The 19,201-nt window shown below is 56.3% G+C and carries 18 protein-coding genes; 10 read left to right on the top strand and 8 right to left on the bottom strand.

Translation table 11 applies throughout. The features are described 5' to 3' along the window. The 6 genes from O3649_RS06620 to O3649_RS06595 all read left to right on the top strand — a co-directional run bounded on the left by O3649_RS06620 (window position 1) and on the right by O3649_RS06595 (window position 7,028). Entirely contained in the window at window positions 1–1,356 is a 1,356-nt protein-coding gene (locus O3649_RS06620) for an O-antigen ligase (protein WP_005508878.1), read from the top strand. Continuing rightward, on the top strand, window positions 1,353–3,305 hold the full coding sequence (locus O3649_RS06615; RefSeq protein WP_005508879.1) for a lipopolysaccharide biosynthesis protein: 1,953 nt from the start codon (window positions 1,353–1,355) through the stop codon (window positions 3,303–3,305). Before O3649_RS06620 ends, O3649_RS06615 begins: the two co-directional genes overlap by 4 nt. A gap of 66 nt (window positions 3,306–3,371) precedes the next feature. Further along, window positions 3,372–4,604 (top strand): Wzz/FepE/Etk N-terminal domain-containing protein, encoded by a 1,233-nt coding sequence (locus O3649_RS06610; protein WP_314359901.1) that lies wholly within the window; start codon window positions 3,372–3,374, stop codon window positions 4,602–4,604. 205 nt (window positions 4,605–4,809) lie between these two features. Then, a complete protein-coding gene (locus tag O3649_RS06605; protein ID WP_102033936.1) occupies window positions 4,810–5,292 on the top strand; it encodes a UDP-N-acetylglucosamine--LPS N-acetylglucosamine transferase in 483 nt (160 codons plus the stop codon). Window positions 5,293–5,570: 278 nt separating this feature from the next. Next, window positions 5,571–6,281, top strand: a complete 711-nt coding sequence (locus O3649_RS06600; RefSeq protein ID WP_102033937.1) for a glycosyltransferase — start codon at window positions 5,571–5,573, stop codon at window positions 6,279–6,281. Window positions 6,282–6,530: 249 nt separating this feature from the next. Further along, window positions 6,531–7,028, top strand: coding sequence for a DUF2505 domain-containing protein (locus O3649_RS06595; protein WP_005508885.1), 498 nt, complete (start codon window positions 6,531–6,533; stop codon window positions 7,026–7,028). Window positions 7,029–7,197: 169 nt separating this feature from the next. Here the strand turns inward: O3649_RS06595 and O3649_RS06590 are convergent, their stop codons facing one another. The 8 genes from O3649_RS06590 to rfbB all read right to left on the bottom strand — a co-directional run bounded on the left by O3649_RS06590 (window position 7,198) and on the right by rfbB (window position 15,343). Further along, complete coding sequence (locus O3649_RS06590; protein ID WP_005508886.1) at window positions 7,198–7,695, bottom strand: adenylyltransferase/cytidyltransferase family protein; 498 nt, start codon at window positions 7,693–7,695, stop codon at window positions 7,198–7,200. A gap of 530 nt (window positions 7,696–8,225) precedes the next feature. After that, window positions 8,226–8,696, bottom strand: coding sequence for a Fe-S cluster assembly sulfur transfer protein SufU (gene sufU, locus O3649_RS06585; RefSeq protein WP_049327952.1), 471 nt, complete (start codon window positions 8,694–8,696; stop codon window positions 8,226–8,228). A gap of 64 nt (window positions 8,697–8,760) precedes the next feature. Further along, window positions 8,761–10,059, bottom strand: a complete 1,299-nt coding sequence (locus O3649_RS06580) for an aminotransferase class V-fold PLP-dependent enzyme (protein WP_371573406.1) — start codon at window positions 10,057–10,059, stop codon at window positions 8,761–8,763. A 188-nt stretch (window positions 10,060–10,247) separates the two neighbouring features. Further along, a complete protein-coding gene (pth, locus tag O3649_RS06575) occupies window positions 10,248–10,835 on the bottom strand; it encodes an aminoacyl-tRNA hydrolase (RefSeq protein WP_371573404.1) in 588 nt (195 codons plus the stop codon). Between the two features lie 136 nt (window positions 10,836–10,971). Then, window positions 10,972–11,256 (bottom strand): 50S ribosomal protein L25, encoded by a 285-nt coding sequence (locus O3649_RS06570; RefSeq protein ID WP_005508891.1) that lies wholly within the window; start codon window positions 11,254–11,256, stop codon window positions 10,972–10,974. A 295-nt stretch (window positions 11,257–11,551) separates the two neighbouring features. Then, window positions 11,552–12,715, bottom strand: coding sequence for a glycosyltransferase (locus O3649_RS06565; RefSeq protein ID WP_371573402.1), 1,164 nt, complete (start codon window positions 12,713–12,715; stop codon window positions 11,552–11,554). A 214-nt stretch (window positions 12,716–12,929) separates the two neighbouring features. Next, window positions 12,930–14,345 carry a sugar nucleotide-binding protein gene (locus tag O3649_RS06560; protein ID WP_371573400.1) on the bottom strand — a complete coding sequence of 472 codons (1,416 nt, stop codon included), beginning with the start codon at window positions 14,343–14,345 and terminating at the stop codon, window positions 12,930–12,932. Next, window positions 14,345–15,343, bottom strand: a complete 999-nt coding sequence (gene rfbB / locus O3649_RS06555; RefSeq protein ID WP_044142793.1) for a dTDP-glucose 4,6-dehydratase — start codon at window positions 15,341–15,343, stop codon at window positions 14,345–14,347. The genes O3649_RS06560 and rfbB overlap by 1 nt, the downstream gene beginning before the upstream one ends. Window positions 15,344–15,417: 74 nt before the next feature. On the opposite strand from rfbB, the gene rfbA reads away from it, so the two are divergent. The 4 genes from rfbA (at window position 15,418) to O3649_RS06535 (ending at window position 19,122) form a co-directional block, all read left to right on the top strand. Further along, the gene (gene rfbA, locus O3649_RS06550; RefSeq protein WP_005508895.1) at window positions 15,418–16,278 is read left to right on the top strand and encodes a glucose-1-phosphate thymidylyltransferase RfbA; all 861 of its coding nucleotides are present in this window, start codon (window positions 15,418–15,420) and stop codon (window positions 16,276–16,278) included. A gap of 96 nt (window positions 16,279–16,374) precedes the next feature. Beyond that, the gene (locus tag O3649_RS06545; protein ID WP_371573398.1) at window positions 16,375–17,847 is read left to right on the top strand and encodes a polysaccharide biosynthesis tyrosine autokinase; all 1,473 of its coding nucleotides are present in this window, start codon (window positions 16,375–16,377) and stop codon (window positions 17,845–17,847) included. Window positions 17,848–17,959: 112 nt separating this feature from the next. Next, window positions 17,960–18,817, top strand: a complete 858-nt coding sequence (locus O3649_RS06540; protein WP_044143501.1) for a nucleotidyltransferase family protein — start codon at window positions 17,960–17,962, stop codon at window positions 18,815–18,817. After that, window positions 18,814–19,122 (top strand): PqqD family protein, encoded by a 309-nt coding sequence (locus O3649_RS06535; RefSeq protein ID WP_371573396.1) that lies wholly within the window; start codon window positions 18,814–18,816, stop codon window positions 19,120–19,122. The genes O3649_RS06540 and O3649_RS06535 overlap by 4 nt, the downstream gene beginning before the upstream one ends. The last annotated feature ends 79 nt before the right edge of the window (window positions 19,123–19,201 follow it).

Below are 19,201 nucleotides of genomic sequence, written 5' to 3'. Positions count from 1 at the left end.
ATGGTTTCCTCTTCCGTTCTTTCTCATCCGGGTGCTTCGCCTGTTGCGCTGAAGGATTCCGCAGGGTCGGCTAGTACGCCGCCCAGCGGTATTCTGCGTGCCCGCGCGCGCATCCGTCCGATGTCGACAGCGCAGAAGAAGCTCCCCGCATGGCCTCTGCTGGCGTTGCTGTACGGCTTCCCGGCGCTGTGGGCTCTGGGGCTGCTTCAGATTGCGCCGCTGGTACTGGCAGCGATCATGCTTTTTTACCTCATCATTCGAGGTAATGTGCGTGTGCCCGGTTCCCTGTGGGTGTGGGGCGCATTCTGCGTATGGGTTGTTGTTGCGGCACTTGCTCTGACCCGTTCCACCGACATGATTGGTTGGGGTCTGCGCTTTGTGAACATTCTCAGCGCCGGCATTTACGCCCTGTACTACTACAATGCGCGCTCCTCTATTAGCCTCAACAGGTTGTTGGGTGGTCTGGCGACTCTGTGGGTGACCCTCATTGTACTGGGTTATGGCGGCGTTCTCTTCCCCGAGTTCCGTCTGCGTACCCCGATGAGCTTCATCATGCCTTCTGGTTTCATGCAGAACCCGCTGGTGCGTGACTATATGCTTCCTCCTCTGGCGGAGGTTCAGCGCCCGTGGGGTGCACCTGAGGCGTATATTCGCCCCTCCGCACCGTTCCCCTACGCGAATAGTTGGGGTCTGGCGTACACCCTGCTCACCCCGGTGATGCTGGCGTGCCTGTTGCGTCTGCGTTCCATCTGGCTGCGCGTTGCGTTGCTCATCGGTATGGCTCTTTCTACTGTTCCGGCAATTGCGACCAGTAACCGCGGCATGTTTATTGGTCTGGGTATTAGCGCAGCATATGTTTTGCTGCGTCAGTTCCTGGCAGCTAATTGGCGTGCTGTAGGCATGGGTGTTGCAGCGATTGCGGCTGTCATCGTGGCACTTTTCGCTTCGGGTACTGTGGACAATATTCTGGGCCGTCAGGATTACTCTGACTCGACCGGCGGTCGTGCGGCGCTCTACCGTGCTACCTGGAATGCGACCTTGGAGTCCCCGATTATCGGTTATGGCACTCCGCGCATGGAACCGAGCATTGGTGTGTCGATGGGTACCCAGGGTTACCTGTGGACTTTGATGTTCTGCTTCGGTTTCGTAGGTCTGGCACTATTCGCACTCTTCATGGTGTGCACTGTGGCAAGCGGCGCACGAGTGAAGACCGCCTCCGGGTACTGGTTGCATAGTGTGCCGGTGGCGTGCTGCGTTGTCTTTATTTTCTACAGCTTCGATATTGCTCAGCTGACGATTCTGATGCTCGCTTCGATGGCGTGCATGCGTTCCATTCGGGATGGTGAGGGGCTATGACGAAGGATCAGTCCCCTCGTGGTTTAGATACCGCTTCGGTTTCGTCTTTTGATGATGCGTATTCGATGGGTGGTCATCCTAGCCGTCGTGCGCGTCTGCGTGAGAGCGGCGAGTATGTGGATCCGGTAGTGGAACAGTCTGATTCTCAGGCAGAGTCTTCTGCTGATGAGTTTGCTCCCACGGTGGATGACATCCGTTCCGGTCGTTTTCCTGCGACCACGGCGCTGTCGATTGTGCCTCCCGCTCAGGGCTTTGCTCCTGAGAAGTCGCTCTCCGATTCTTTGGAAGCGAGTTCTTCGGGTACTTCGACTGCTGGTTCTTCGGAGGCAAGCTCTGCCACTGTGGTGGGCGCTCATCTGCCCGGTTCTCGCAGGACGGCATCAGCTACTGTTGAGTCTGCCGATTCGAAGGCACAGACCGATAGTGCCTCAGCGAAGGATGCTCCAGCGAAGAAGGCTCCTACGAAGGGTAAGCAGCCCAGCCTCGCGAAGAGCGGTTCTCTCGCTTCTCTGTGCGTGATGTACGGTGCCGGTATCGCGTTCGTGACCACGATGGTGGTGTCGAATGGTATTGGTGCTGAGGGTTCGGGCGAGTTTTTCCGTCTGATGGCGTTGTTCGCGATTGCGATTTCGCTGGTGACCTTCGGCGCGGATACGGGTCTAGTTCGTACGATGAGCGCTCAGCGTGCGCTGGGTCGTTACGGCGTGTTGCCGCAGCTGATTCAGTACGGTCTGATTCCTTCGCTGGTGACTTCGGTGCTTCTGGTGGCGGGTGTGTACATCTACACCGAGGTTGTGCCGATGGCTCCTGAATATCAGTCGGCTATGCGCGTCAGTTCGGCTTTCGTTCTGGTTGCGGCGCTGATGACGGTGTTCTTCGGTGCTCTGCGTGGCCTGCACCGTGTGGTGACTTTTACGGTTCTGCAGAATGTTCTGCTTCCTACTCTGCGTTTTGCGGCTGTGGGTTTGGTGGTTCTGTTCTCGGGCCAGCTCATGGAGCTGGTGTACGCCTGGACTATTCCGGTGGCAATTACTGCGGTGGTTGCTCTGTGGCTTTTGGAGCGGGCGTTCCCCAACGAGGAGCATGTGGAGGTTCTTCCTTCTGAGGATTCTCCGACTGAGACGTTCCGTTCGTTCTGGGGTTTCAGCTCTGCACGCGGTGTCGCTACCGTTGTGGAGACGATCCTGGAGTGGATTGACGTGCTGGTCGTGACGGCGTTCTTGGGCGCCGCTGCCGGTGGTATCTATGGTGCTGTGAACCGTTGTGTTCGTGTGGGCACCATGATTGAGCACACTGGTCGTGTGGTGACTGGCCCGTCGATTAGTGCGGCGTTGGCGACCCGTCAGCTGGACCGTGCTCGAGAGATTTTCTTGTCGACCACTCGTGTATTGACTGCTCTGTCGTGGCCGTTCTACCTCTCCCTGGCGTTCTTTGGTCCCGTGCTGTTGCATTTCTTCGGTAAGGGCTTTGAGGCTGGCGCCGGTATCCTCTGGGTGATTTGCCCGGCGGCGATGCTGTCGATGAGTGCCGGTGGCGTGCAGTCTGTACTGCTGATGAGCGGTAAGAGCCGCTGGCAGCTGTTGAACAAGCTCTCCTCGCTAGTGGTGGCTGTGACTTTGAACTTCACGCTGGTTCCGGTTTGGGGCCTGTACGGTGCAGTGACGGCGTGGGCATCGGCTCTGCTGATTGATACCTTCCTGGCGAGCTACCAGGTATTCCGTTTGGTGGGTATTCGCGCTTCGGTCCGTGAGATGGCTCCTTCGCTCTTCTTGGGCGCAGCTGTTCCGACGGCGTGTGCTCTAGCGTCTTTGGCCGTTTTGGGTCAGAGCGTGCTGGGTGTCATCGTGTACGTGGTGCTGCTGGTGCCGGTGTACGGTGCGGTGCTGTTCCGCTTCCGCAAGGCACTCGGCATTGAGCGTTTCCTTTCCGCCCGCCGAGCGAAGTCTTAGCCTTCCGCTTCTTCTACGTTTTTCTCCGATATTTAGTGTCCGTTTCTCTTCCTCAAGGATGTCCACATGGATAACACCTCTCATACCTCCTCGGTTACCCTGGGCAGCCAGGTACGTCGCATTTTCCGACACCGTCTGCTGATTCTGCTGTCGGTCGTGATTTTCGCTGTGGCGGGTGCCGCCTACGGCTACATGACCAACAGCAAGTACACGTCTAAGGCTTCGCTGGTTGTTTACCCGCTGGTGGTTGATCCCGCCGGTACCGGTAGCGCTAACTCCGCGAAGGTGGATATTGCGACCGAGTCTCGCGTTGCTTCCTCTCGCGAGGTTGCGCAGAACGCGGCTAAGGCTCTGATTGCTAATGGCGATACCCTCTCTGAGGCTCAGCTGACCAGCCGCCTCATGAGCTCCGTCAAGGTGACTGGCACCTCTCAGACTGCGGTTCTGGATATTGAGGTAACCCGCCCCAACGGCACGGAGGCTGCACGTTATGCTAACGCTATGGCGAACGCATACCTGCAGGTTCGTTCCGAGTCTCTGAAGAGCAGCGTTGATTCTGCTCTTCACCAGATTGATGAGCAGATTTCTGGCCTCGAAGGTGATAACAACCGTGCGGCTCTGCTCTCTCAGTTGCAGGATCGTCGTGCTCAGATTCAGCTGACTTCTACTACCGGTGGCCGCGTGATGAGCGAGGCTCAGGTTCCTTCTTCTTCCTCGGCTCTTGGCCCGGTGAAGATGGGTATTGTTGGTGCTGTTGCAGGTCTGCTGATTGGTGCCGTACTGGCTTACGGTCGTGACCGCACCATGCGTCACGTTGGTTACGCTGATCGTCTGGAAGATGCTGGCATCCCCGTTCACGAGCTGGGTTCCACCTCTGAGGCGAATGACGCGTTCATGCTGCTGCGCACCATTGGTGCTCCCGACGGCGATGTGAAGAGCGCTGGTGCTTCCGGCGTTGTCATTCTGCCCGGTACTGACCGCGGTGTTGAGCACCTGTACCAGATGCTGCAGCGTGTTCTGCCTACCGAGTACGCACGTTTCACCGATTACGCTTCGGTTCGTGACGCTCTGACCCGCCACACCCCCGAGTCGCTGGTTGAGAAGAGCGAGACTCCTCTGGTGATTAGCCTGAGCACCGCTACTCCCCTGTCGACCCAGCTACGTTTCGTTCAGGCTGGCGGCGTGGCTCTGGTTCCGGTGACTGCGGCTACTTCGCTGCAGCAGGTTCGTGAGCTCTTCGCTCAGCTGGATCAGCTTGAGGGCGTGAACGCTCTGGCTGTGTTCCTGGATCGCGAGTAATTGGACCGCGAATAATCGGGGTCTATCAATGGATGCCTCGCCTCTGTGCGGGTTCGTCCTTCGTCCTTGAGCTTAGGGTGCGGTGGTACCTGCTGAGGCGGATCTATTGTGATAGGTCTGTTGATGCCGGTTCCGCCGGGCCCACCAGCTCACCCTTATCTTCTCTTCTTATTTTTCTCTTGTATTGGGGCTTTAGGAGAACACTATGACTGAGGCAACTTCCTCTCAGGCACCGAAGAAGAAGCTTCTGCTGGTTTCTAGCAGTGGCGGACACTTGAAGCATCTGACAGCTACTTCTGCTGCGTGGCAGGATTATGACCGCGTGTGGGTCAGCTTTAAGCAGCCCGATGTTGAATCTTCTCTCGCTGATGAGAAGACCTATTGGGCGTATTACCCGACCACCCGAAATATTAAGAACGCTATTCGTAATCTGTTCTTGGCATTTCGTATTTTCCCGAAGGAATGTCCGGATGCGGTTGTTTCTGCGGGTGCAGGTGTTGCTGTTCCTTTCTTTGTTGCAGCTAAACTTTTTGGCGTAAAGACTCTTTATATTGAGTGTTTTGACCGCCCGACTCTGCCGACGATGACCGGCAAGATGTTGTACACCTTTGCTGATCGAATTATTGTTCAGAGCGAGGAACAGCAGAAGAATTTCCCTGATTCTCGTGTGATTCATCCCATTTTCTAAGAGTGATGAATTTATCCTGAAAATAGCGTCCTCGCGTGTGCTGAGGGCGTTATTTTCAGGGTATAGTATTTATTAATACATACAGATACGCATAAGTCGTGCGCTCCACTGTGGACTCACCATCCAAGCGAACTAACCACTCGCCAGAGAAGCGTATGCGGAGATTACTCACCATTTTCTCCGGCACGACGCCGCCGCGTATACCAATGATGCCCTCCGGATTTTTTGCGTCAGGTATACGGGGTTACTACCGATAAATACATAGAGAGGAATAGGCGATGTCTATTCAGAACTTCCCCCGCGTCAGCGTTGATACTTCCAAGTTCGACCTGCCCGTATTTACCCCTGCCGTCGCGCCCGTTCGTATTCCTACTAAGACTTACGATTTGGTGGTGTCCCTCGGCACCGACGTTCACACTTTTGATCGTCTTCTGCGTTGGGTTGAGGCTTATCTTGAAGCTCATCCCGAGGTCACCTGCCTCGTGCAGCATGGTCACACTGCGCCCATTAAGCACGCAGACAACCTCAAGCTTCTTCCCGCCTCCGAACTGCTGGACTACTACGCAACCGCGCGCGTAGTGCTGGTTCAGGGCGGCCCCGGTTCCATCCAGGATGCACGTCGCACCGGCGCTCTGCCCCTGGCTGTTCCGCGCCGCGCAGAGTTCGACGAGGTCGTTGACAACCACCAGGTCCCCTTCACCACTCTGATGGAGAAGCGCGGCCACGCTGTTGTTGTTGAGAGCCGCGAAGACCTTTTCGCTAAGCTGGATCTTGCTCTGGCCAATCCCTCCCTGTTCCGCACCGCTGAGCCGTACGTCTCCACCCCGGAGATTTCTGCCGCACAGCTGAGCGAGGAACTGCAGGATCTGCTTGCTGGCAAGACCCACCGTAAGGATTCCTTCTGGGGTCGCCTGAAGCAGGCTGCTCGCGCACACCGTGCGGGTAAGGCTGAGATGGCTCGCATCGACGCGATGGCTCCCAGCGCCTAAAAAGCTTTAGCTTTCTAAACCTCGCATCCTTAGTGATGCGATGTGGGGAGCCGCCCGAAGGTGTTTCCCTCATTTTTAGACCGGCATGCGAATCCTCCAACCACCCTGTGAGAAGCTGTGGATGTTTTCCCTTGTTCACGGCATATTCTCAGGTGGATTCGCGTCTTTACATTGGTTGCGAAACCCCGCGCACCGTATCCTTAGAAGGGATAATGCGCGGGGTTTTCGCGCACTACGAAAGGAACAATTATGGCAGTTCAGGAATCGACCGTTATCAACGCAAACGTTGAGCAGGTTATCGAGGCATTCTCCAGCGAGGACTTCGCACGCTTCGTCTGCTCCGAGGTTGGCGTTGAGTTCGGTAGCTTCTCCGTTTCCGGTGACACCTCCGCTGAGTTCACCGCAACCACCGAACGTACCGTGCCCGCTGAGCGCGTGCCGGACATCGCTCGTAAGTTCGTCGGCAACGGCGTTGCTATGACCCAGGTGGACACCGTAAGCGCACCGGCTGCTGACGGCTCCCGCACCGTCTCTACCGAGGTGAAGGTTAACGGCGTGCCCGTGTCCGCTCAGGCTACCCAGCACCTGATTCCCGAGGGTGACAAGACCCGTCTGGACGTCAACGGCGAGGTTTCCTGCTCCATCCCGCTGGTGGGCAAGAAGATTGCAGCCGCTGCTGAGCCGCAGGTTGGCCGCGTGCTGAAGGTTCTGGGCACCTCCGCTGAGAAGTGGCTGGCACAGCGCTAAAGCCTATTTAGACGCTCACCTTTGAGGTGTAGCTGATATACGGCTAGATACGCCAAGATACAGAGGATCCCCGTCGTAAGTAATTACGGCGGGGATCCTCTGTTCTTTATGGGTCTCTACGAGCTCTAGAGCCCTGATAAGGACGTATGAGCATTAGGAGGGGACAGCGTTAGGAAGCGACAATCGCCTCGGAGTACTCACGCTCACCGAGCAGTTCGGCGAAGCGGCGCATCTCTACGCGCAGGTCGTGCTCTGCTTCGAGCAGGTCAACGACCTTGCGCAGCTTGGTGCTGGAGGTGTGCTCGGTGTAGGGGAAGTAGTGTACTTCCACGCCAACCTCTGCGAAGCGTGCTTCCAGGGCGTTACCCTTGTCGGTGCCCTTCCAGTCGTCGCCTTTGAAGAAGACGTTGAAGGGCTTCTGCTTCCAGGTTTCGAGCTTGTCGGGGGTGGTTTCGACGTGCACTTCGTCCACGTAGTCGATGTGGCTGACGATGGCGGCACGCTCTTCGATGGGGATGACGGGGCGGCGGCCCTTGGTCACTTCCAGAACGTCATCGTGCACGACGCCTGCAATGAGGTAGTCGCAGTTTTCCTTGGCCTTGCGGAGAATCTCGAGGTGGCCGTAGTGGAAAAGGTCGTAGGCGCCTGCGGCGTAGCCAATAATCATGGGGCTTCCTTGTGGTTGGTAGCGGCGATGGGTATTCCGGTGTGGTTGAGGTACCAGAGGGGTGAGAAACATATCCGCGGTCTGGGGTGAGAGCCTAAGAATAAGTGAAGAATGTGCAATATTGAGAAAATATTTTCTTATTATTGCCCTATTTCTTCTCGCTGTCATCTCAGAGTGTGCGGGTCCGAAAAGAGTTTCTCGAGGGTGCTGGTTGGGCGCCCTTCGTCCTTTTATTTTACCAGTCACCTTTTTGGAGGAAAAAGAGAAAGATATAAAAATGAGGCGGATACAGTGTAGTATCCGCCTCATATTTTCTATACGTCGCTTGAAATCAAAGAAAGCTTATATAGATAAACAATTAACCGCTAGATTTTAGCGAAGAGTTTTAGCCAGTATTTTCTGCACGCTTTGACCGCATATGCTTACGTTCTTGTGCAATATTTTAGGTTCAGTAGCCATTCGGTATTTTCGATTGGCGTTCAAATACTAGCTACTCCCCCACCGGTTCAGCCTACCTTCTCAGCAAAGGTTTAGTTCTTCGCAGCTGCTTCCTTAGTGGCTTCCTCAACGGCAACCCAGGAGAGCATCGCGCACTTCACGCGCGCCATGAACTTCGAAACACCGGAGAATGCAGCCATATCGCCGTACTCTTCTTCGTCCAGGGTCACCTTGCCGCGCGAGCGCAGCATCTCGCGGAACGCATCCACGTGGCGCTGAAGCTCGGAGGTGGTCATGCCAGGAGCCATCTCAGAGAGCACAGAAGCGGCAGCCATGGAGATAGAGCAACCGTCGCCTTCCCAAGAGATCGATTCGATGGTCTTCTCGCCATCCTTCAGCTCATCAGAGAGCACCACACGCAGGTTGATTTCGTCACCGCAGGTGGGGTTGTACTGGTGGTTATCGGCACTTGCGTGACCGGCGGGTACCTCTACGAGGTGCTCGCCGCTACGCTGCTTAGAATGCTCCAGAATAATTTCCTGGTACAGGGATTCAAGAGACACGGTGTTCTTCTTCCGTCAGTTGGTTGTCTGAAAATTCGGGGCGTTAGCGTCTAACGCGCCTGCTTTAGAGGCCGAAGTAGGGGCGTACCTCGGCGAGTGCCTTCAGGAAAGCGTCCACATCTTCTGTGGTGTTGTAGATATAGGTGGAGGCGCGGGTCGAGGCGGTCACACCGGCGCAACGGTGCAACGGCTGGGCGCAGTGGTGACCCACGCGCACGGCGATGCCCTGAGTGTCGAGTAGCTGACCCACATCGTGCGGGTGTACACCCTCGATGGCGAGGGCGACCAGACCGGCACGCTTGGTGGGATCGGTGGGGCCAAGCAGTCGCACGCCTTCAATCTTCTGAACGCCCTCAACGAGGCGGGCGCCCAGTTCGTGTTCCCACGCCTCAACGTTCTCCATGCCCAAGTGCTGCAGGTAGCGCACAGCAGCAGCGAAAGCGACTGCCTGCGAGACTCGCTGGGTACCGGCCTCAAACTTGATGGGGGCGGGCATGTACTCGGCATCCTGCAGACCCACGCGGGTAATCATGGAGCCACCGGTCAGGAAGGGCGGCAGAGCTTCGAGCAGTTCGGCACGACCGTAGAGGGCACCGATACCGGTGGGCGCCAGCATCTTGTGGCCGGAGAACGCCGCGAAGTCGACGTCCAGGGCGTGGAAGTCTACGGGCATGTGCGGTACGGACTGGCAGGCGTCCAGCACGACGAGCGCGCCGTGCTTGCGCGCCATGGCGACCATGCGGGGCACATCGGTAATCGCGCCGGTCACGTTCGAGACGTGGGTGAACGCCACGATGCGGGTCTTCTCGTTGATGATGCCCTCGGCTGCCGCGTAGTCGAGCTGTCCGTCCTCGGTGGAGGGGATGTGGCGCAGGGTTGCGCCGGTACGCTGAGCAAGAATCTGCCAGGGAATGAGGTTCGCGTGATGCTCAATCTCCGTGGTGACGATTTCATCACCGGGCTTGAGTGCGAAACGCTCGGCGGCGGGACCGCCGATGCCCTGGGAGGCGTTGCCAATGGAGTAGGCGACCAGGTTCAGTGCCTCGGTTGCGTTGGAGGTCCACACGATTTCTTCGTCAGTGGCACCGACGAAGTTCGCAACGGTGATGCGCGCATCCTCAAACAGGTCGGTTGCTTCGACCGCGAGGGTGTGGGCGCCGCGGTGCACGGCGGAGTTAGCATGCAGGTAGAAGTTACGTTCAGCGTCGAGCACCTGAAGCGGTTTCTGACTGGTCGCCCCCGAATCCAGGTAGACCAAAGGGTGCCCGTTGACCTCAGTGTTGAGGATCGGGAAATCCTGGCGAAGCTGGCGTACGAGGTCGTCGCTCAGCGGGGTGTTGGCGGGGGTGGAGTATTCAGCCACGGGTACCTTCTTCTCTCGCTCATACGCTCCACGGGTCGGGTATTTTCCCGTCGTGGAGCGTATAACGTCATTCTTTTCTAGCTTATTCCCTCACCGGGCTCTTGCATAGTTAGGTAGAGCCTAGTTCACGCATCGGCCCGCATCATGCGCTACCCCAGTTCAGCGTTTACCCGGCACGGGTCATACGGCTAGGAGCCTGCGCCGTGGTAGCGTTGCTGGGTTGCCAGCAGGCCTTCCTTCACGAGCATCATGGTTGCGTCTGCAGCGTTCGAGATGAGGAAGGGCAGGTCCTTCGCTTCGGTGCTGCTGAAGGGCTTGAGCACGAAGTCTGCGGTGTCCATGCGTCCGGGAGGTCGACCGATGCCGGTGCGCACACGGTAGTAGTCTTTGGTGCCCAGTGCCTTGGTGATATCGCGCAGACCGTTATGGCCACCCTCTCCCCCACCAATCTTGAGCTTAATGGTGTCGAAGGGGATATCGAGTTCATCGTGCACAACGATGACGTGGTCGGGGTCAATACCGTAGAACTTTGCGATGGCGCTGACCGGGCCGCCTGAGGTGTTCATGTAGCCGAGGGACTTCATGAGAACGACCTTGGGGCCGCCGAAGCCGAGGCGCCCCTCCACCACAACCGCGGAGGCCTTGGAATGCTTCTTGAAGCTGCCGCCCACTTCCTTGGCGAGTTCGTCCAGAACCATCTGGCCAATATTGTGGCGGGTTTTAGCGTAGTTGGGGCCGGGGTTTCCTAGACCCACGATGAGCCACGTATCAGACATCTCTTCGTGTACCTTTCTGAGTTCAAAGGGACTGCCCCTGCGCCTGCAGGGTATGCAAACGGCCCGCACCTCGTGTGAGGATGCGGGCCGTTCCCAGCCCGGCTTATGCCGGTTTATAAGCGTTGAAATCCGCTACTTACGCAACGAACACCAGGTCAATGTGCTGCAGTTCGGGGCGGATGGGGTGGCGCTGGATGTCCTGAACGCGAGCCTTGATGGTCTCACCCTCAACCTCGATAGCCAGCACTGCGTCTGCCTGACGAACTGCCAGGGTGGTCTCGTGACCGGGCAGGGTTACGTGCTTGGGCTCTGCGCCGTTGCCGTAGATGACAGCGGGGATTTTGCCTGCAACGCGTGCACGGCGTGCGTAGCCCTTACCGAAGTCAACGCGGGGCTCTGCAACAATCTTGATTTCAGCCATGGGGTTCTCCATTTCTGTAGTTTGTACATAACGCGCCAAGAGAAACGGCGCGGATGAAGAATCCGTACGCCACCTCGTCGATAACGGCTCACCGCGTTTGCGGTGGCCCTCGCCTTGGCCAAGACATTATTGTACAGGTTCCCAGCTCTTCTTCAAGAGCCGGGAACCTGTGATATGGCGTTTTTCACGCCTTTTATGCTGAATCGCATCAACATGAGCACCCAAGAGAGCAGCGGACGTCCACTCCCCCTCGCGGCGATACTAACCATAGAGTACGAACCTTGGACCGCTGACTCTAGGAGGCGTTCGCTTTCAGAATCGATACAAGGTGATCAATCCTTCGAGCAAGTACCTGGGAATACAAATTCTCAGTCATAAATCTACGAGCCCGCGCTGAGGCAGCCGCCAATTCACCAGGAGCGCGAAGAATCCCATCAATCTTCCGGGCTAGTTGCTGAACATCGCCCTGAGGAACAGACCAAGCCATTTTTTGAGAGACCAGAAAGTCTAGCGTTTCATTCGAGAATCCAATAATGGGAACTCCCTGTCCAAGGGTTTCATAATATGTCATCGAGGGGTCACCCTGCAGATGAGGCATAACCATCAAATCAATATTCTCTCGAACAAAAGGCTCCCATTCATCCTTATAGGACATAAAACCTTTATACACAATATTAGGAGCTCCCTTTTCAAGAATATCCTGTCTATCCACCCCATCTCCAATGAGATAGAAAACAATTTCAGGATTAAGGTTATATACAGCCCATGATATATCGGCCATATACTTCGACCCCTTCAAAGGAGATATATTCCCCGAAAATGCAATTGACTTCGGAAGTTTATTAAAATCTTTCTTTTTAGCAACGGTTTCAACTCGATGATCAAAATACAAGAATGAGTTCCTGGAAAGGTTGCCATATGATTCAAATGCCGCAGGACCATTGCACTGAATCCCCGCAGATTTACGCATCATTTTTCGGGTCGCAAGTTCTCCCTTCCAGAAACCAAGGTATGCCCGAAGAGCATCCACCACTCCAATCTTTCCATTTCGCGATGATTCCGCACGGAAGATAGCGTAACGAATCCGTCGCGTGACTTCGGCGATATAGACAACCTTACAAGGCATGGACAGGAAACGCTCTGCACCCTTTTTACCAAGAACTAGGGCGACAACATTACCCTTGACGTTCTGCAGATACTCATCTGCAGATTCCTTTCTAAGATTGATCTCATCCTTTGAGATTCTCCTACAGGTCGAAGGATTTGGGCATTTTTTAAAATCAATAACACCTCCTTCAGTAACCACGCTACACTTTACCTCAGGATAGTTTTTTTCAAGAAAATCCTTATACGCTTTATATCCCAAGAAGCTACGTTCATAGATATAAAAACCAGCAGAATCTTCAAAAGCATTTCCGGGGTCAACAAAAACAATCTCGCCCAGACTATCAACAGCCATAGTCTCCTCCACCATGATTGAATACACTTGTACAGGTATTAGATTACTTTAAATCAACAATTTATGTATTTTGCGAACTTTTATCTACATAAATCAATATTCAATACACTCTATTACTTAAACCCTCTTAAATTCAGAGCGTATCGCTTACCGAGTCCACAAGACATAACTAATACTCTTGAATTTGAGGGGATAATCAGTGAGCATTCTGTATTTACTGCTTCAGATAGCTCTCCAATGCGACGCGGTGATCGCGCGGGGTGAAGCCTGCAGCAATCAGCTTGGACAGGTCCATTGCCGAGTTCGTCGGACGGTGAGCGAAGAGCTCAGCGTTGGCGAAGTATTCCTCGGTGGTGGTGTCGCTGACTCGTGCCGGGTCGTGGCCGGTACCCTCGTACACTGCACGAGCGAACTGTGCCCAGTTGATGACTTCACCGGTGTTCGACACGTTGTAGGTGCCGTACTCTGCACCGGAGAAGAGCAGGTGCAGGGCAGCAGCGGCCAGATCCTGGGTGAAGGTCGGGCGGCCCCACTGGTCGGCGACCACGGACGGGTCGATACCGCGCTCAGCCAGGGATGCCATGGTACCCACAAAGTTCTTGCCGGCGCCAACAACCCAGCTGGTGCGCAGGGTGTAGTGCTTACGCCATGCAGCAGCGGCAACCTCACCGGCAGCCTTGGACGCGCCGTAGACGCTCAGCGGTGCCAGGGGGTAATCCTCCGGGTATTCCTCGCCCAGGGGCAGGGAACCGTCAAAGACGTAGTCGGTGGATACGTGTACCAGCGGCAGGTTAGCTTCTTCACAGATGGAGGCAAGAGCGCTCACGCCCAAAGCGTTAGCTGCCCAGGCGTCGCGGCGCCCCTCGGGGGTTTCTGCCTGATCCACTGCGGTGTACGCTGCAGCGTTAATGACCGCGCGGAAGGAGCGCCAGCGGAATGCGTCACGCCACTGCTCGGGCTTGCCCAGGTCGAGGCGGTCGCGATCCACAGCCAGGAAGGGTACGTTCTGCTCGGTGAGCTGGCGAACCAGCTCGGTGCCGAGCTGACCGCCAGCACCAATAATCAGAATCGGGTCGGCTTCCAGGGGCTTAATCTCGTTCAGACGCGGGTGGTTGCGGTCCTTCTCGGAGAGCTCTGCCTTCGCCAGGTCGATAGGCCAGTCGATTGCGACGGTCTCATCGGCAAGGTTCAGGAAGCTGTAGCCGGATACTGCATCCGCCGACCAGTGGTCGTTCACCAGATAGGTGTAAGCGGTGTTCTCTTCCAGGGTCTGGAAGGAGTTACCCACGCCGCGGGGCACGAAGATAGCGGTGTCCGGGCCCAGCTCCACGGTGACGACCTTACCGAAGGACTCGCCGGCACGCAGGTCAACCCACGCGCCGAAGATACGGCCGGTCGCAACAGATACGTACTTATCCCACGGCTCGGCATGGATACCGCGGGTAGTACCCACCGAAGCGTTGAACGAGATGTTGTTCTGCACCGGGTTGAAGTCGGGCAGACCGGCTGCAACCATCTTCTCGCGCTGCCAATTTTCCTTGAACCAGCCGCGGTTATCGCCGTGAACCGGCAGGTCAATGATGAGCAGGCCGGGAATCTCGGTTTCAGTAACCTTCAATTCCTTGGTCATTACTGGCCCGCCTTTGCGTACTTCGCCTCAACCTCAGCCTTCAGGGGCTCCCACCAGCCGCGGTTATCGGTGTACCACTTAATAGTGTCGGCAAGACCGGACTCGAAGTCGGTGAACTTCGGCTCCCAGCCGAGCTCTGCGCGCAGGCGGCTACCGTCGATTGCGTAGCGCAGGTCGTGACCGGGGCGGTCAACCACGTGCTCGAAGTCGTTCTCGTCCTTACCCATCAGGCGCAGGATGGTGCGCAGAACCGTGATGTTGTTCTCTTCGCCGTCTGCACCGATGAGGTATGTTTCGCCAATCTTGCCCTGCTCCAGGATGCGCAGCACAGCAGAAGAGTGGTCGGATGCGTGAATCCAGTCACGGACGTTCAGGCCCTCGCCGTACAGCTTCGGGGTCAGACCCGAGAGGATGTTAGTAATCTGGCGGGGGATGAACTTCTCGATGTGCTGGTAGGGGCCGTAGTTGTTGGAGCAGTTAGAGATGGTTGCTTCAATACCGAAGGAGCGGACCCATGCGCGCACGAGCAGGTCGGAACCTGCCTTAGTGGAGGAGTAGGGGGAAGAGGGGTTGTAGGGGGTGGTTTCGGTAAACTTTGCCGGATCGTCCAGCTCGAGGTCGCCGAAGACCTCGTCGGTGGAGATGTGGTGGTAGCGGGTGCCGTGCTTACGGACTGCTTCCAGGAGGCTGAAAGTACCGATGAGGTTAGTGTGAATGAACGGTTCGGGGTTGGACAGGGAGTTGTCGTTGTGCGATTCCGCAGCATAGTGAACAACAGCGTCTGCCTTGCCGACCAGTTCGTCAGCCAGCTCGCGGTCGGCAATGTCGCCTACGACGAGCTTAAAGCGGGATTCAGGAAGACCTTCCAAAGACGCAGCATTTGCAGCGTAGGTCATCTTATCCAGCACAGTAATAGTGTGATCAGTGTTATCGATGAGGTGGTGAACAAAGTTCGAACCAATAAAACCGGCACCGCCGGTAACAAGAATGTGAGCCATACGGTATATTTTACCCACCTAAATGGTGATTTTTATGCCTCGACAACGAGATAAACATGACACAATAAGATGTTATGAAGGGAATTATTCTTGCCGGCGGTACCGGAAGCCGTTTGCACCCTATCACTCAGGGTATTAGCAAGCAGCTCACTCCGGTCTATGACAAGCCGATGATTTACTACCCGCTGTCCACTCTCATGCTGGCGGGTATCCGCGATATTTTGATTATTACCACTCCTACCGATCAGGAGCAGTTCCAGCGGCTGCTCGGTGACGGTTCCCGTTTCGGTATTAATCTCGAATACAAGGTGCAGCCTTCTCCGGATGGCCTGGCACAGGCATTCATTCTGGGCGCAGACTTTATTGGCAACGACCCCGTGGCGCTCGTGCTCGGCGACAATATCTTCTACGGTCCTGGCCTGGGTACTCAGCTTGCCACCTACGAGCAGAAGGACGGCGCAACCGTCTTCGCTTACCGGGTTGCTGACCCTCGCGCCTACGGTGTGGTGGAGTTCGACGAGGACTTCAACGCGCTGTCCATCGAAGAGAAGCCTGAGAACCCCAAGAGCGACTACGCTATTCCGGGTCTGTACTTCTACGACTCGAAGGTTGTAGAGTATGCACGCCAGATCAAGCCTTCCCCGCGCGGTGAGTTGGAAATCACTGACCTCAACCGCGTCTACCTGGAACAGGGTAAACTGAAGGTTGAGGTTCTACCTCGCGGCACTGCGTGGCTCGATACCGGAACCTTTGATTCACTCGCTGATGCCACTAACTTCATCCGCACTGTCCAGAGCCGTCAGGGTCTGTCGGTTGGTTGCCCGGAGGAAATTGCGTGGCGCCACGGTTGGCTCTCCGATGAGCAGTTGCGCGACATTGCTACCCCCCTCGTCAAGAGCGGTTACGGTAGCTACCTGCTCGGATTGCTCCGCTAATAAACACCAGGGGATTTCCGTATCCCTTCACCGCCTGCAACAACACTCCACTTTGCAGGTACACTAACTCAAACTTTCTGGAGTATTCTCACTACCATGACCATTTTGGAATTTTTCCGCACCACGAGGGCTAACCTCTGGCTGCTGATCATTGGCATCGTTGTCGGTGCCGCAGCGGGCTTCGGCTATGCCTCTCTCCAGCCGAAGGTCTACGCTGCATCGTCCTCGGGCTACGTGACCGTGGGCGAGTCCGGCACTGTGGATGTCCTCTCGGGTTCTTCCGCCGCTAAGGAACGCGCTCGCTCCTACGCAGCTATCGTCTCTTCCGAGGCCGTGGCACAGAAGATTAAGCAGAACAACCCCGAGCTCTCCCTGACCACCGGTCAGATTCGTGCGAGCCTCACCGCAACCGCAGGTGACAACGCTGCACTGATTACCGTGAGCGCGCAGGCTTCTTCCCCGAAGAACGCACAGCTGCTCGCTAACGGTGCACTGCAGGCTACTGCCGACTACATTAAGGAAATTGAGCAGAACCCCGGTAACGCTCAGGCACTGGTGAACGGCGAAAACACTGGCGCATCCCCCACCACCAGCAACACCGTCCGTGTGATTCCGCTGAACAACGCAAGCGTGAACCCGCCGCTGGTGGCTCCGAACTACCAGCAGAATGTACTCGTTGGTGCCGCTGCTGGCCTGGCGCTGGTGTACCTGGCTATCTTCCTGCGCCGCGCACTGGATCAGCGCATCCGCACCCGTGACGACGCTACCAAGGCAACCGGCGCAAGCATCCTGGGTGTTCTACCCGTCAGTGATGACCTGAACGAAGAGAACATCGTTAACGGTGACACCGACGACCACATCGCTCAGGAGTCCATCCGTCAGCTGCGTACCAACCTGCGCTTCGTGAACGTTGACACTCCCCCTCGTTCGTTCATCGTCACCTCCGCGGTGCCCGGTGAAGGTAAGTCGACCGTGTCGCTGTCGCTGGCTCGTGCAATGGCTGACGCAGGTTCGCCCGTCATCCTCATTGACGCCGACCTCCGCCGCCCGACCGTGGCTAAGAAGCTGAAGCTCGACGCTAAGGTTGGTCTGACCCAGGTTCTGGCTGGCCAGGTTGAGATTGCTAACGCTGTACACCAGCTAGGCGATTCGAACCTCTTCGTCCTGCCCGCAGGCCGCATCCCCCCGAACCCCTCCGAGCTTCTGGGCTCGGATAAGATGCGCCAGCTGATCAACGAGCTCTCCGAAGAGTTCATCGTGGTCGTCGACGTTCCGCCGCTGCTGCCCGTGACCGATGCTTCGCTGCTCTCCCACTCGGTGGATGGCGTAATCCTCGTTGCTTCTATCGGTCGAAGCCACCGTGAGCAGATGACTGAGGCTGCAAGCACCCTGAAGAAGGTCAACGCTAACCTCTTCGGTATGGTTCTGAACCGTGCACCCCGTAAGGGCCTGGGTAACTCCTACTACGGCTTCGGTTACGCAAGCTCGTACGTCGGTTACTCCACCTACTACGGTTACGGCAAGGACGGCGACAAGAAGTCGTCGAAGAAGTCCTCTGCTAAGAAGTAATAACGTAATTAGCGCCCTAAATCATAGGGAGCGACTTAGGGCGGGATGGGCAGTATTTTCTGCCCATCCCGCCTTATACTTATCTGGTATATATGTGCACCGAAAGGCTATTGTGACCACTCACTCACCCAATACCCCGGAGCCGCAGACCACTCCTCTTGCGGCACGGATTCGGCTTGCGCACGCCTACTTCCAGCGGATTGCCGACATGCATTCCATCGATATTCTGCATGTCAAAGGCTACGCTTTCTCCCAGGAAATTTACCGCAAGGGCAGGTACAGCTCCGATGCCGACCTGCTCGTCCGTCCCTCTCACGTGGACCGCTTTGTAGAGATCCTTCTGGCAGATGGATGGCGTATCCAAGCCCACTTCGAAACAGGCTCTGTCTTCGAGCATGCAATGACGCTCTACCACGCTTCGTGGGGTCTGACTGATATTCATCGTTTCTTCCCCGGTCTAGGACGCCACGGCGACTATGAGAAGGCGTTTGACCGTATCTGGGCGGCGCGTAAGACCCGTATGATCGCTCACCGTCCCTGCACTGTACCCAGCGATCTGGATGCGCGTCTTCTCGTGGTACTTCACCGTGCCCGCGCAGCGTCACGCTACAGCGCTGATATTAACTACCTGGTCTCTCTGCTCTCCTACAGTGATTGGGAGCGTCTGCGAGCCCGCGCGGAAGAACTTGATTCCTCCCTCGCATATAGCGCGGCCATGGGCGGCTTGGAGCAGTATCGTGGCGACCGCGACTACCTGCTGTGGCTATCGGTCTCGCAGGACGTCCCCCACTATATTCAGTGGATTGGACGCCTGCAGTCAGCGACCACCCTGCGCGATAAGCTGCGCACCCTCAAAAATATTTTCCTTGTGAACAAGGACCACCTCGCCATGCAGCTGGGGCACACCCCCACCCGCGCGGAGGTGTACGCCAAGTTCTTTGAACGTTTCGGAATCAAGGTGAAGAAATGAGCAATCCGGTAGATTCCCCTCAGACCGTATACGGCATCCCAGAGAACATCGCATATGTTCATTCTGAAGAGTTCGCTAAGTACTCCCCCACGGCAACTTATCTCGCGAATCTTGCCAACGGTGAGCTGTCTGTTCTTCAGGATTCTGCCTCCATTATTTGGAGTATTTTTGAAGACCCGATGTCTCTGCAGGATGCTATCGACGAGCTCTGCGAAATGTATGAACAGCCCATAGAGATCATGGGACCGCAGATTGAGGGTTTTATTCCTGAGCTGCTCTCCAAGGGGCTCTTAGAAGCCCGCTAAGGCCATCAGAACGAATAAAGAAGGCGGGGCGGTAGAACTATATAGTTCTACCGCCCCGCCTTCTTCTATGGGCCGAGCT

It is taken from the genome of Rothia sp. 27098_8_29, assembly GCF_041432785.1.
Taxonomy (GTDB): Bacteria; Actinomycetota; Actinomycetes; order Actinomycetales; family Micrococcaceae; genus Rothia; species Rothia mucilaginosa.
The sequence above is the reverse complement of the archived record's forward strand: the minus strand, read 5'-3'. Positions and strand labels throughout refer to the sequence as shown.

What these genes read in the sequence shown, in the direction of transcription:
- O3649_RS06620 (WP_005508878.1), top strand. Translation starts at nt 1, where the DNA reads ATGGTTTCCTCTTCCGTTCTTTCTCATCCGGGTGCTTCGCCTGTTGCG.
- O3649_RS06615 (WP_005508879.1), top strand. Translation starts at nt 1,353, where the DNA reads ATGACGAAGGATCAGTCCCCTCGTGGTTTAGATACCGCTTCGGTTTCG.
- O3649_RS06610 (WP_314359901.1), top strand. Translation starts at nt 3,372, where the DNA reads ATGGATAACACCTCTCATACCTCCTCGGTTACCCTGGGCAGCCAGGTA.
- O3649_RS06605 (WP_102033936.1), top strand. Translation starts at nt 4,810, where the DNA reads ATGACTGAGGCAACTTCCTCTCAGGCACCGAAGAAGAAGCTTCTGCTG.
- O3649_RS06600 (WP_102033937.1), top strand. Translation starts at nt 5,571, where the DNA reads ATGTCTATTCAGAACTTCCCCCGCGTCAGCGTTGATACTTCCAAGTTC.
- O3649_RS06595 (WP_005508885.1), top strand. Translation starts at nt 6,531, where the DNA reads ATGGCAGTTCAGGAATCGACCGTTATCAACGCAAACGTTGAGCAGGTT.
- O3649_RS06590 (WP_005508886.1), bottom strand. Translation starts at nt 7,695, where the DNA reads ATGATTATTGGCTACGCCGCAGGCGCCTACGACCTTTTCCACTACGGC.
- pth (WP_371573404.1), bottom strand. Translation starts at nt 10,835, where the DNA reads ATGTCTGATACGTGGCTCATCGTGGGTCTAGGAAACCCCGGCCCCAAC.
- O3649_RS06570 (WP_005508891.1), bottom strand. Translation starts at nt 11,256, where the DNA reads ATGGCTGAAATCAAGATTGTTGCAGAGCCCCGCGTTGACTTCGGTAAG.
- O3649_RS06565 (WP_371573402.1), bottom strand. Translation starts at nt 12,715, where the DNA reads ATGGCTGTTGATAGTCTGGGCGAGATTGTTTTTGTTGACCCCGGAAAT.
- O3649_RS06560 (WP_371573400.1), bottom strand. Translation starts at nt 14,345, where the DNA reads ATGACCAAGGAATTGAAGGTTACTGAAACCGAGATTCCCGGCCTGCTC.
- rfbB (WP_044142793.1), bottom strand. Translation starts at nt 15,343, where the DNA reads ATGGCTCACATTCTTGTTACCGGCGGTGCCGGTTTTATTGGTTCGAAC.
- rfbA (WP_005508895.1), top strand. Translation starts at nt 15,418, where the DNA reads ATGAAGGGAATTATTCTTGCCGGCGGTACCGGAAGCCGTTTGCACCCT.
- O3649_RS06545 (WP_371573398.1), top strand. Translation starts at nt 16,375, where the DNA reads ATGACCATTTTGGAATTTTTCCGCACCACGAGGGCTAACCTCTGGCTG.
- O3649_RS06535 (WP_371573396.1), top strand. Translation starts at nt 18,814, where the DNA reads ATGAGCAATCCGGTAGATTCCCCTCAGACCGTATACGGCATCCCAGAG.